The organism is Scopulibacillus darangshiensis (assembly GCF_004341035.1).
Lineage (GTDB): Bacteria > Bacillota > Bacilli > Bacillales > Sporolactobacillaceae > Scopulibacillus > Scopulibacillus darangshiensis.
In genome coordinates this window covers 1-12183 of record NZ_SLXK01000007.1, presented here as the reverse complement: position 1 = coordinate 12183, position 12183 = coordinate 1, and the positions used below count along the sequence as shown (strand labels likewise).

17 protein-coding genes are annotated in these 12183 nt (G+C 40.8%); 4 read left to right on the top strand and 13 right to left on the bottom strand.

What is annotated here, in order from left to right:
* Nucleotides 1-42: 42 nt before the first annotated feature.
* The 7 genes from EV207_RS23420 to EV207_RS06810 form a co-directional block, all read right to left on the bottom strand.
* The gene (locus tag EV207_RS23420) at nt 43-354 is read right to left on the bottom strand and encodes a cytochrome P450 (protein ID WP_243646978.1); all 312 of its coding nucleotides are present in this window, start codon (nt 352-354) and stop codon (nt 43-45) included.
* On the bottom strand, nt 308-571 hold the full coding sequence (locus tag EV207_RS23415; RefSeq protein ID WP_243646977.1) for a cytochrome P450: 264 nt from the start codon (nt 569-571) through the stop codon (nt 308-310). Before EV207_RS23415 ends, EV207_RS23420 begins: the two co-directional genes overlap by 47 nt.
* A gap of 16 nt (nt 572-587) precedes the next feature.
* Nucleotides 588-971: a cytochrome P450 gene (locus tag EV207_RS23410; RefSeq protein WP_243646976.1), complete on the bottom strand. Its 384-nt coding sequence runs from the start codon at nt 969-971 to the stop codon at nt 588-590.
* A gap of 743 nt (nt 972-1714) precedes the next feature.
* Nucleotides 1715-2248: a DUF1572 family protein gene (locus tag EV207_RS06825; protein WP_132745007.1), complete on the bottom strand. Its 534-nt coding sequence runs from the start codon at nt 2246-2248 to the stop codon at nt 1715-1717.
* A 106-nt stretch (nt 2249-2354) separates the two neighbouring features.
* Nucleotides 2355-2597 carry a hypothetical protein gene (locus EV207_RS06820; protein ID WP_132745005.1) on the bottom strand — a complete coding sequence of 81 codons (243 nt, stop codon included), beginning with the start codon at nt 2595-2597 and terminating at the stop codon, nt 2355-2357.
* A gap of 87 nt (nt 2598-2684) precedes the next feature.
* The gene (locus EV207_RS06815; protein ID WP_132745003.1) at nt 2685-3341 is read right to left on the bottom strand and encodes a metallophosphoesterase family protein; all 657 of its coding nucleotides are present in this window, start codon (nt 3339-3341) and stop codon (nt 2685-2687) included.
* A gap of 81 nt (nt 3342-3422) precedes the next feature.
* Entirely contained in the window at nt 3423-3986 is a 564-nt protein-coding gene (locus EV207_RS06810) for an NUDIX domain-containing protein (RefSeq protein WP_132745001.1), read from the bottom strand.
* 251 nt (nt 3987-4237) lie between these two features.
* Here EV207_RS06810 and EV207_RS06805 point away from each other — a divergent pair, with 251 nt between their 5' ends.
* Complete coding sequence (locus tag EV207_RS06805; RefSeq protein ID WP_132744999.1) at nt 4238-5131, top strand: hypothetical protein; 894 nt, start codon at nt 4238-4240, stop codon at nt 5129-5131.
* 180 nt (nt 5132-5311) lie between these two features.
* Here EV207_RS06805 and aspA read toward each other — a convergent pair whose 3' ends face one another.
* Nucleotides 5312-6742 (bottom strand): aspartate ammonia-lyase, encoded by a 1431-nt coding sequence (aspA, locus tag EV207_RS06800; protein WP_132745216.1) that lies wholly within the window; start codon nt 6740-6742, stop codon nt 5312-5314.
* 167 nt (nt 6743-6909) lie between these two features.
* Here aspA and EV207_RS06795 point away from each other — a divergent pair, with 167 nt between their 5' ends.
* Complete coding sequence (locus EV207_RS06795; protein WP_243646975.1) at nt 6910-7791, top strand: LysR family transcriptional regulator; 882 nt, start codon at nt 6910-6912, stop codon at nt 7789-7791.
* A 124-nt stretch (nt 7792-7915) separates the two neighbouring features.
* Here the strand turns inward: EV207_RS06795 and EV207_RS06790 are convergent, their stop codons facing one another.
* Nucleotides 7916-8731 (bottom strand): lipid II flippase Amj family protein, encoded by an 816-nt coding sequence (locus tag EV207_RS06790; protein ID WP_132744995.1) that lies wholly within the window; start codon nt 8729-8731, stop codon nt 7916-7918.
* A 393-nt stretch (nt 8732-9124) separates the two neighbouring features.
* Here EV207_RS06790 and EV207_RS06785 point away from each other — a divergent pair, with 393 nt between their 5' ends.
* Nucleotides 9125-9355 carry a phage holin gene (locus EV207_RS06785; protein ID WP_132744993.1) on the top strand — a complete coding sequence of 77 codons (231 nt, stop codon included), beginning with the start codon at nt 9125-9127 and terminating at the stop codon, nt 9353-9355.
* A gap of 50 nt (nt 9356-9405) precedes the next feature.
* Here EV207_RS06785 and EV207_RS06780 read toward each other — a convergent pair whose 3' ends face one another.
* The 4 genes from EV207_RS06780 to EV207_RS06765 all read right to left on the bottom strand — a co-directional run bounded on the left by EV207_RS06780 (nt 9406) and on the right by EV207_RS06765 (nt 11397).
* Entirely contained in the window at nt 9406-9687 is a 282-nt protein-coding gene (locus EV207_RS06780; protein WP_132744991.1) for a hypothetical protein, read from the bottom strand.
* 18 nt (nt 9688-9705) lie between these two features.
* Nucleotides 9706-10077, bottom strand: coding sequence for a hypothetical protein (locus tag EV207_RS06775; RefSeq protein ID WP_132744989.1), 372 nt, complete (start codon nt 10075-10077; stop codon nt 9706-9708).
* Nucleotides 10078-10330: 253 nt separating this feature from the next.
* Nucleotides 10331-10810 carry a DinB family protein gene (locus tag EV207_RS06770; RefSeq protein ID WP_132745214.1) on the bottom strand — a complete coding sequence of 160 codons (480 nt, stop codon included), beginning with the start codon at nt 10808-10810 and terminating at the stop codon, nt 10331-10333.
* 32 nt (nt 10811-10842) lie between these two features.
* On the bottom strand, nt 10843-11397 hold the full coding sequence (locus EV207_RS06765; RefSeq protein WP_132744987.1) for a GNAT family N-acetyltransferase: 555 nt from the start codon (nt 11395-11397) through the stop codon (nt 10843-10845).
* A 413-nt stretch (nt 11398-11810) separates the two neighbouring features.
* Here EV207_RS06765 and EV207_RS06760 point away from each other — a divergent pair, with 413 nt between their 5' ends.
* Nucleotides 11811-12128 carry an RNA polymerase sigma factor gene (locus tag EV207_RS06760; protein WP_132744985.1) on the top strand — a complete coding sequence of 106 codons (318 nt, stop codon included), beginning with the start codon at nt 11811-11813 and terminating at the stop codon, nt 12126-12128.
* Nucleotides 12129-12183 lie beyond the last annotated feature (55 nt).

The following is a 12183-nucleotide window of genomic DNA, read 5'->3' as shown; positions in this document are numbered from 1 at the left end:
TAAGACATCGCCCTTGTAGAGGGTGATGTTTTTTTATGGTTTCTATACCTCAAAATGATACAGGTAATGCTTCAAACCGCGCATTAACATGCCGGGGCGCCATTCAAGCTTTTCCGGATCAATGTTTAATTGTAAATCTGGCATCCGGCTTAATAAGGTGCTAATGGCGATCTCTCCCTCAAGTCTGGCTAATGGTGCGCCGAGACAAAAGTGAATGCCTTTACCAAATGCTAAATGGCGATTTTGCTTGCGAGTGATATCGAGCACTTCAGGATCGTTAAATTGCTCGGAGTCTTGGTCCGCCGAATCAAGGGCAACTAAAACCAGCTCGCCTTGGAATAATCTGCCCGGCAAGTTCAATCGTCTCGCCGGCCCAACGGTTTATACCGAACTCTACCGGTCCGTTATAACGTAGAAATTCTTCTATTGCTGATTTAATAAGCTCCGGTTCAGGCTTAGTCAGCTGGTCTCCTTCCTCTTCAGCCTGAATCAAGCTGCTGATTAAATCATTCTGCGGGGCTTGCCGCCTTAACGTAATCAGTTGATGGATATAGCCAACAAAGGCTTCCATATCCTCTTTAACATTTTCACTTGGTCGGGGTTGTTGCTGGCTTCGACCAGTGTATTTGACCACTCACGGAACTTATCACGGTCTTCAGAATGACATTCATATTATTTTTCTTTTGAATATCATCCAGCAGTTCGCCCGTAATCTCCTGGATCCGCCCTCGCAGTCCTTTGATCATGCGTGGTGTGAACCCCTGATGAACCAACCCGCGAAGCCGTCTATGATCAGGCATATCCGAGAAGAGCATTGTGTTCATGAAAACACCGCTTTCCAATTTATAGGCCACCCTTTCTTCCTCGTTTTCAAAAAGACTTGCTGGATCCTTAATGAGTCTGTCGTCCTTCAAAACCGCCACAGCATCGTCATACAGCGTCACTATCCAGGCATATTGTCCATCTGGCATGAAAAATACGGTCTCGAGGTCGTTCATAGTGGTGATGAAAGCCCGAAGTGGGTAAAAATATGGTCTCGAGGTCGTTCATAGTGGCGATGAACACCCGAAGTCGGTAAAAATATGGTCTCGAGGTCGTTCATAGTGGTGATGAACACCCGAAGTCGGTAAAAATACGGTCTCGAGGTCGTTCATAGTGCCGATGAACACCCGAAGTCGGTAAAAATACGGTCTCGAGGTCGTTCATAGTGGCAATGAACACCCGAAGTTGGTAAAAATTCCACAGGCATGAATAACCCTTATTCGTCCCCCTTGAAGCTCCTTTTTGCCATCCATGGGGCCGATCCAACCCTTTGCATGCCCGCCAGCGGTCCATTTCTCCTTCCAAAGGCATGAATCGAATCGCTTAACCAAAAAGAGGCTGGGACAGACGTTTTTTACTATTAGAAAAAAACAAAGAAGCGCTCCGTCAAAATACTTTGCTTTCCACGGGCACGGCCCGAGCCTCCTCAGAAAGCAAAAATCGCTTCCTTGCGAGGTCTTCGGACACGTGCTGTTCCCGTAGGAGTCTTTCGTATTTTGACTACGCTTCGGATTTGCAAGGATTTTGAGCAAATAACGGAATATGAGTCACTAGCCTTGCAAATGTATCCACAGGTAAACTTCCGCATTAAAAAACACCATAATTTAGGCCTATATCCTTATTGTTCGGCGTATGAATGAACTCTTGTAGTTTTGTCCCAGCCCCATTCTTTTTAAACATATTTTTCTTTTGTCTTTTTCGTAAATTCCTGCGATGATCCTCTTGGTACACTAAGGCATTGCCATTCTCCGTCTTTAATGGCCTTGCCAGTATAAACAATCTGCCCAATATGGTTTGAATAATGAGCAATTTGCCTCTGCAGGGCATCTAGCACGGTGTGGGGTTCACTGCGGATGGTCACAGTCCTCAAAAGATCCCCTTCCTTTAATTCAGATAAGGCTTGAAATACCGTCTCCCAGCCTTCATGCCAAACATCCAATAGTTGATCCTTTGACTCATAACCGCCTTCGAACTCCGCGTCCCTATCACGGTCCGGCTTTTCACCATCAGTTGTTAAAAAAGATGTGAATCGTGACTTCATGTTACCGCTCATATGCTTTACCAACAGTGCAATGCTGTTCGACTCGCTATTAGGTGCATAGTGAAGCTCCTCAAAACTCAGCTGGTCAATCGCTCCTTCAGCAAGCTTTTTCATACTTGTAAAGCTTGCATGGACATTTTCCAAATAAACCTGTTCTAAAGTCATATCAGCATCCCGCCATTCATTTTAATTAATAAATCAAACACAATGTTTTATAATCCAAGAAACTATTAAATCCTCATCCGCCCTTACCAGCTCGTAAGAAAGCCCGCTAAACCAATGCTAAACCAATGCCAATGAAAACTAATCCAATGGTCAGAACGACACCTTTTATAAATACTATTGGCGTTTTTCTAAGGATCCAATTCGAAATGACCAGCAAGGGGAATCCATCATCAACATCCCCGCCTTTTTCTTTATACTCTTTTAAATCCTTATTCTTTAGTTTGGGGGAGAAAATGATTAATATAATAAGACCCCACACGATGCTTAACACACTAAATACAGCAGTCATCGGTTACACCCCTTGTTAAATAGAATCCGTGCTTTTATTTGTCTTTCCGATACGTGGCATAGCGTGTCGGAAATATTCATCCTCCATTCAAATTAATGCCTTATCACGCCAATCTGTTTGCTGTTTAACAAATTTTCTTACGCTGCCATCAGGACTTACCTTTATGCCAGTTAAATAGCCATCATAAGCTGCACCAGTATCAATGTTCCAGGCATTGCCTTCTTCATCGAAGCTAGGTTCTCGGCATGGTGTGTGTCCAATAATTTGCAGCTTATTAATATTTTTCAATTTCCCACGATTCCATAACACGCTAGATGAATCATCTTCGTCAAATGGGTTACTTGCATGATGTGAAATACCGGCATGGGTGACTAACACGTCTTCATTTTCCCACAATAAAGGCAACCTTTGAAACCAGCTGACATCATTTTCAATAGATCTTTCCGACTTTTGATATTCAGCTAACGTGTCTTCTCCACCTTGCCGTAACCAATTATGGTTCGGGTCATGCAAAAAATGGTCTATCATTTCAAACTCATGATTTCCCTTTAAAAATATGACTTGATTTGGGTAGGTATTATTTATTTTTCTTGCAAAATCGACCGTTTGCGGGGAATACCCTCCTCGATCAATTAAATCACCTAGTTGTATAACCCTTTCTGTTTCTTTGTTCCAATGATTATCCAGAAGTTCTTTAAAAGTGTGATAGCAACCGTGAATATCGCCTATCACAAATAAATTCATAGAATCACTCGTTTCTTGTCTAAAATTTCCCGGGAAATTTGTCGGTTTGGAAATAAAATTAGCGAAAGGGTTTTTATACTATTACTCGCCGCTAGTTGGAATACTAAATAGTCTTGCGTCCTTATATGGGTCTTTACTGTATTCTAGGCCATTGGTTTGACCCTGCAATGCCGTATTTACGAGAATACGTGTTAGACCCGCAACACTCATCGTCTCCATTTCTTGCAAACTATAAAAGCCTGCCTTATCCACTTCGACACCATCCGGTACTGGCTCGCCCTCTACATATTCCATCGCAAAGGTAATGTATACATTATGCACTTCCCGGGGAAGGTCACGAATGGCAACCACGCTCTTCACCTTGGTTGTCACACCTGTTTCCTCCAACACCTCGCGGACAACAGTCTGATCGATAGACTCCAATTGCTCGCTGTAGCCCCCTGGGTTTGTCCAAAGCCCTTTACCTGGGTCCTCCATCCGCCGCACCAATAAAACCTTGTCATCTTTCATAACAAGAGCTCCAACACCAATACTGTAATCTCCCCAAAGGACAAATTCACAAGCCGGGCACGCCCTTCTATCTGTTCCATTGATGTCCCTAGTCTCCATTTTGTTTCCGCAATTTAAACAGAAGTTCGCCTTCATTATATGAACATCCTCTCCCCACTGATTTACGCTTGAATAATACCAGAAAATGACGGACTATTCCACTTACTAACATTTACAACAGACAGTAAATCCATTTCTTTAATATATTTTGCCGTTCAATATTCTTAATCAAACGTTTGTTTAAATAATCATTATCATCGAATCCTTACATGTTCAATAAAAGGGGCAATTAACTATGGTACGAATAGGGTATTGAAATAATAAGTCTATATGAAGGAGGAAAACACATGAGAAAAGTTTTTACATTAATCTTAATTGTTTCCCTAGGTGCCTTGACACTCACCGGATGCAGCGGGAACGATGATACAAAACAAGTGAAACAAACCGATCATTCAACCGCGCCAAAGGATAACTCAAGCACACAAAGCACAAAGGGAGAAGATTCAAGCACAAAGGAAAACTCAGGCTCAACTCAGGATGATTCCAAAGCAACAGTTTCAAATGATACATCAAATCAAACAGAAGATACTGATTCCCACTCACCAAAAGATGTGATGAAAGCAGCAATGGGGCAATTGGATACAACCGTTCCAAAGATGGGACCTGCAAAATTTCCACTGGATGCTGATATGTACCTAACAGCGAACACCGGGTCGGACACTAATAGTTATGAACTGGTCTTACTTGAAATGTCTAAGCCGGTGCCGGTCAACACCGCAAAGGGTTACGATCCTGATAAAGTCATCGGAAAGGTGAGCGGCAAAGAGTATAAAAGTTCGGATGAGGCAAATAAGGCGCTCAATCCAAAGCCTAAGGTTACTCAGGGCAATCTCGATTTGGGCCATGGGATTAAAGCGAGAACAGGCGGGGCCGCCGGACATGTATATACGGCATGGAACGAAGGCCGTTGGATGATTGAAATAGACAGCCCAACCGATCCATCCTACCGTGATAACAATTATCCTGAAAACAAAGAATTAGCGAAAAAAATCGTTGATTATTTGGAGACCCATATGCTGCCTGCCCCTCATGAGTATGGTGAAATAGATGTCAGCACCTGGAAGGACCATCCTGGAACCACAATCAAATGGCAGGAGCAAAGGAATGTCTACCGTATTCATTCAAAAAGGGATGTCATCGCTGCACTCGAGATGGCGACATCGATAAAACCTTATTCTTAAGGTCCGTTATACAACCAATCACTCAGATAAAGCCGAAAATAGGATCAAGACCGCCATATTACATTAACCCGCACTATAAGCCATATTATCCTGTGATTTGACTGCGGGTAAATGAGAAAAGCTATTCTTTCGCAAGATGCTGAAAGAATAGCTTATAGCTTTTACCATGCCAATACCTGGTTATTCTCTATCAAATAGAGTGGCCCCTGAAATGCCCGGTCTCGTCATCTCATAAGGGTTTAAAATAAGATCAAGCTCATCCTCTGTTAAAACATCATATAGTAAGCATAACTCGCGGACAGATTTGCCTTTTAGGATAGCTTCCCTCGCAATACGGGCTGCTACTTCATATCCGATATGCGGATTAACCGCTGTGATAATACCCACACTTTTTTCTACATATTCTTTTAAGCGCGCCTCATTTGCTTCTATCCCTTCCAGGCAGTAATCCGTAAAAGCACGGAATGCATTATTCATGATGCTGATCGATTGAAGTAAATTAAAGACAAGAACCGGCTCCATCACATTTAGTTCAAGCTGCCCTGCTTCAGATGCAAGCCCAATGGTGTGGTCATTACCGCTTACCTGGAAAGCTACTTGGTTAATCATTTCGGCCATAACTGGGTTTACTTTTCCTGGCATAATGGACGAGCCAGGCTGCCTGGAAGGCAATGTAATTTCACCAAATCCAGCCCTGGGTCCTGATGCCATTAAACGAAGGTCATTAGCTATTTTAGACATGTTTATCATACATATCTTTAATGCCGCTGACACCTCTGTATATGCATCGGTGTTTTGGGTCGCATCGACAAGATGTTCGGCCCCAACAAGGGGAAGACCACTAATTTCGACTAAATGCTTCACCACATTTTCGATATAACGGGGATCCGCATTTAGACCCGTACCAACAGCCGTTGCCCCCATATTCACTTCATATAAATGCTGACGCGAGTGTTGAATACGATCAATATCACGCTTCAACACACGGCTATAGGCTTCAAACTCTTGGCCAAGACGGATCGGAACAGCATCTTGAATATGTGTGCGTCCCATTTTAATCACATGATTGAATTGTTCCGCCTTTTTATTCAACACATGATGCATATCTTGCATCGTATCTAGTAATTTATTCAGCAGGTTTAGTGTCGAAATATGAATCGCAGTCGGAAATACATCATTGGTTGATTGCGACATGTTGACATGGCTGTTTGGACTTAAGTGATGATATTCCCCTTTTTCGTGCCCAAGCAATTCGAGAGCACGGTTGGCAATCACTTCATTTGCATTCATATTTATGGATGTGCCCGCCCCACCTTGTATTGGATCAACAATAAAATGATCATGCCATTTTCCTTCTATGATTTCATCTGCTGCCATAACAACTGGATGTCCTAACCCTTCATATAATCGCTTCACATCCATATTCGCTAAAGCCGCCGCTTTTTTCACAATAGCTAAAGCTTTAATTAAGTCCTCAGAAATCCGATTTCCGGTAATTGGGAAATTCTCGACGGCACGCAGTGTTTGGATCCCATAGTATGCATCCCCTGGTACTTCCTTTGATCCTAAGAAATCCTTTTCGATCCTGACACCTTGTTTGACATCGACCATTGACATAATATCCATCCTCTTTCGTTCTGACGAGCGTTTTTTTATGATTTTTTTACATATTTATTGTATAATCAGCGAAGCAAGATGTAAAATCAATGGTTTTAATAAAATTCATTAATAAAATTAATGAATGATGAAAGGCGGATGGAAATTTGGAGTTTCGTCATTTGAAAACATTTATCGTTGTGGTTGAAAAAGGCGGATTTACCCGTGCTGGTGAACATTTGGGGTACACTCAAGGAACGATTACAAATCATATCCAAACCCTGGAGGAGGAAATTGGCAACCCCCTATTTGACCGATTAGGGAAAAAGGTCATTTTAACCGAGGCAGGAAAACAGATGCTATCTTATGCCAATGAAATACTCCGCCTCTCCAAGGAGGCAGTAGAATCATCCAGAATAAGCGGACAGTTGACAGGGACTATCCGCCTCGGTGCGAACGAGTCAACGATGGTTCACCGCCTGCCTTCTATCCTAAAAGAATTTAAGAATACGTACCCTCAAGTGACTATCGAATTGTATCCGGGTGATAACAAGGAATTACGCCATAAACTAAAAGCAGGAGAACTCGATCTATCATTTTTGTTCGATATTGAAAAAGAAGATAATGATCTTCATATTTACAAGCTGATCCGTGAGAGATTAGTCATGCTGGCGGCCCCTGGGCATCCTCTTACGAAAAAAACCGAGGTCGGGCCGGCGGATCTGCAGGAAGAAACATTATTACTAACGGAACCGGGTAGTTATAGAGATTTTATAGAGTATTGGATAAAAAAAGGAGGCGTCGAATGTTCACAGATTAATTTTCAGAATATCGAAGCCATCAAACAATGCGTGATGTGCGGACTTGGCATCGCCTATCTCTCCCGGATTTCAGTAAATGAGGAATTGGAACGAGGAAAGTTAGTCTGCCTGCCTTGGGTTCATACCGAACAATCGATCACAACACAACTGGCATATCACAAGAACAAATGGCTCACGCCGGCGATGAAAAGGTTTATGGAATTGGTTGAAAGCCATGCCGAAAAGTGGGACATGTCAAGCTAAACTGCAAAAGTGAAGGCACCTAAAGGATAATAGATACGTTACCGCTAGCGCTGCTTTTTCCGGTCCACGGGCATGATTCAACACCTTTAGTGACTTAATTTAATTTAACAAATCGCCCTTTTTTTCAAACAATAAACTTAGTAAACCAAGCCACATACTCAGCCCCGGGTATAAATAAGATCTGCGCAAGTAACGTACCAAGGAATCTAGAGACAATCATCATGAGAGATACGTTTTTTAATTTTAAATAGCTTCCTCTTTTATTAATAGCGTCATCCGCCAAAACGGAAATCTTCGGATCTACAAAAACGACCAAAAGTATAGTTGCAATCCCATTTATTAATCCCGAAGCCATGATGGCTGTGGACGCCCTTTCCGGGGCTAGAAGCGCTGCGTACAAAGCCGATAACACGCCAATAGTGTAGATTGACGTCACCACCATATTTATAAAGAATAATCTTTTTGGGACATTTTTAAGCGTTACCCCTTTTAGATATGACAGGTTTGGAAAGTGCATTTGATTAAGCCCTCTTCTAATGTAATCCAAGGAGAACGCAGTTTTGAAGAGAGAAGGGATTGAGCCCTTTTGTTTTGATAAATGAATGATTGCCCTTGAAAATAACGCAACAAAAGTAGGAAGCAGAATGATGCCAATTAACGTTCCGATCGTCGATGCACCGATAATGACTCTATATTGACTTTCCACAAAGGAAAGCGTGTCTGACGATGGGGCTGTATCTACCAGACTACCTGTAAAAGGCTGCTGCATCATGTTCGCCATTCTAGACACGATAACCATTAAATTAAAAAGGGACAATGCAGAAGCGATCAGACCCACCCTCGCCCCCGAAAGCCGTACAGCATATGCAAGCGTTTCTATTGTATGTATGATTAAAATAAATAGAGCAATATATATCACTTTATCCGTAAGAAAGCCCATTATTTCACCCCAAATTCAGCCGGCACTTTTTTTGTATATTATACCTTTAAAACGTTGAATAAGGAATATTTTGGGGCATAGTGGATTTCACGCAGGAGCAAGCCTGATGGGGAGCGTTGGAACTGTCAAGCGTGGGTGGATTATGGCGATCCCTGTACCGATCCCACGTAAACCATATGCCGTTTCCCTTCCGCGGGCGCGCGTATATCACTAGCGCCCCTTCCGCTAATAATAACAGCTTTGAAAATCTACTAGTCCGGGACCGGCAAAAAAGGGCTCAAAATGGCCGAATTTCAGGCTTTCTACTAGGTTGTATGAAGTGTTTTTATAAAATATAGAGCATATGCTAATTTAAAATACTCTAATAGAATCTAAAAGGATGGATGAAAGACTATGGATAAAGGGACAATCGCCCGTACATCTGTTTTGTTGATCGCCTTAGTGAACCAGGTGTTGACTATGTTCGGATGGAATCCATTGCCTTGGTCTGATGAACAAGTTTACACTGTTGTAACCGGTGTGCTCACTGTTGGTGCTACTCTCGTTGCTTGGTGGAAAAATAACTATGTTTCCAAAAAAGGAAAAGCGCAGAGAAAAGTGTTAAAAGAGAAAGGACTGCATTAAATTCGGACCCAGCTTTTTATCATCGTTCACTCCTCTTATAATCAGGTGAGCTAACTACAGGATTTCAAGGCATCAACATGTTGTTTAGCCTCCAACAAAGAAAGCCCCAGAACCTGTCTAGCCTCTTTGACTGCCTTAATTTCCTCTCCCTCTTTAAGAAGGTGACGCAGCTTATCATTTATGGGATGTTCAGGTACATCTACTTGATCGGCAACTTGGTCTAAGGTGTACCTCATGCTCTTGATCTGTGCTTCTAACATACTTATTTTGCTATTTACTGTAGTGATTATTATTAGAATGATGAGTACTAACCCTGCGGTGACATATCCCATCAAAACCCTCCTCTTTATTTACTCGGTTGTTAAAATAAACGTTTCCTTATGTCCGTTCCATTTTATTGTCGCTTCAATGTCATCATGTTCGTCGGTCACACCACAACCCGAACAACTACCTCCATTACTTTTAATCGAAAAACTTTTATCGTCTAAGGTACGACCTGTTACCGAATTACTGCCTAATTTGTAATCAATAGTTTTAGGAGCTGGACCATCACCTATATATCTAATGGTATATTCAATCCCTTCGCTATTTGAACTATAAATATGGGAAATATATTTAACTGACCAATTTTTAGTTTTACCGCTAAACTCAATTGTTTTCTCTCCCCAACAACCAGCTAAAATGAATGAAATGATGATAAATAGGATCAGGCTTTTTCTCATTTTTCCCTCCTGACATTATTTTTGCCGTTCAATCTTGCTCAATTAAATATATGTGTCAAAAACGCCTCTAAATACAATTCCTTATCAGCTATGGGAAAACCTTCTTTAGGCAAAATGATCACAAAAAACTTCCTATTGGTGTGCAGCCATCTTGATATGACTAGAAAGGCTTGCTTGAAATAGGAAACACCTTGCCCACAGTTTAAAAACCGCTTTTCCATAAAGGAGAAGCCGTTTTGATTTAACTCTTTAATTAACTTGGAATCCAGCTTTTTTGCAGCTTGCGAATATATATGATTTGGCCAATATGATAGGCGTTATGAGACGTTACATTCCCTAGAACCCCCCACCATTTTACAGATACAGGGAAGCCATTCACATCACTTTCGACCTTTTCTTCACTTAATAGATCTTGCCACCGCAACAGTACCCTTAATAGCTGCTCTTTCAAGTCATTAAATGTTTTGTTTTCTGGTATGATGAAGCTTTTATTATTATCTCCAATTGAAGGCACCGCATTGACATCTGATTTTTCATACCTTGTCTGCCATGTGTCATTCCAATATAACAAATGCTGCACAATTTCAGCGATACTATTGCTATCTTCATTTGGCTTCCAAAATGCCTCTTCCTCTGATAGATTTTCAACTGATTCTGAAAATGGCATGTACCAGCTTGGGTCATTGCCATTTGCTAACAATTGATCGGACAAAACATCTTTAGCATGAACGATGTTTTCCACGCTCCCTTTTACCGTCCACTAATCTAGGATTGTATCCATTCACTTCTTAACAAGCCCATGGCATAAATGTCATTAAATTTGCCGAAACGGAAAAGTTCCTCCCTTAAGATACCCTCTGTTTTAAAACCGCATTTTTCATATGAACGTATCGCTCTTTGATTAAATCCAAAAACATTTAACTTAATCTTATTTATGTTCAGATAATTAAATATAAACGTTATTAATGTCTTCATCGCATCCGTGCCATAGCCCTTGCCTTGAAAATCTGGACCTAAGGAAATCCCTACATCGCAAGTGCTGTTTTTCCAATTAACTGAAGAAACCCCGATCGAGCCAATTAATTTATTTTCCTCTTTTCGATATATCCCGAACAAATAACCATCATGGTCTGAACTCATGCCATTTAAAAATTTCTCAAGGTCACTTTTTGTCGGTGGATATGGCGTATCATCATTCATTAATAAACGACTTTCAGAAACGTTCTCGATCAAAAAGAAATCCTCATAATACTCGGCTGTAATTTCCTTCAAAACAATGTCTTTGCCTTTTAAAAACTTTTCACTATATTCCTTAATCAAATCAAAATCCCCCTATTTTTTTGGGGGTCAACAGCAGGTGTATTACTTACTGTACCCCCTTGATATTCTTTTGAATTTCCCTTCAAAAACATCTATTGCAATTATCGCAAACATAGGCATAGGCTCCTTTGTAATCATTAAATTAAGTTTACCTTATAACATATTGTCACACAATTACTTTTACCAAGGTAACAGCTAATCTGCCTTTTTAATATGTTTCTCTAAAAAATATCTCCTTTTAAAAGAGGTTATTTCATCATAAATCTCGTATCCAAATATTTAAATTCATATTTCCACTTTTTAAATTCTATACCTGATGGAAATTCTTGTAGTAATTTGTTTTACCATTTTTGTAACCTTTTATAAATATAATACGACTAATTCATTGAACTAAAAAAAAAGGGGGGACAAAAGTGAGCGCTGATCCGCCACAAGATGAAATAACTTACCTTTACCGTCAATATGTCCAAGAGGTATATTCCTTTTTAGCTTATTTTACCGGCAATGAGCAGGAAGCAGAAGATCTAACACAGGAAACATTTATAAAGGTCATTAAAAGCTACCACTCTTACAGGCGACAGTCCAGCATAAAAACGTGGATATTTTCTATTGCCAAGAAAACAGCAATTGACCATTACCGAAAGAAAAAATTTTTTACGTTAAGTGACCGTCTTCTTGAAAGTTTAACTACTGTATATGGCAAAATAAAAGTACATAGTAATGCAGCGTAAAAATACATAACGCTGCACAAGCAAAAAAATAAAAAGGCTTGCCAGCCTCCAAAAT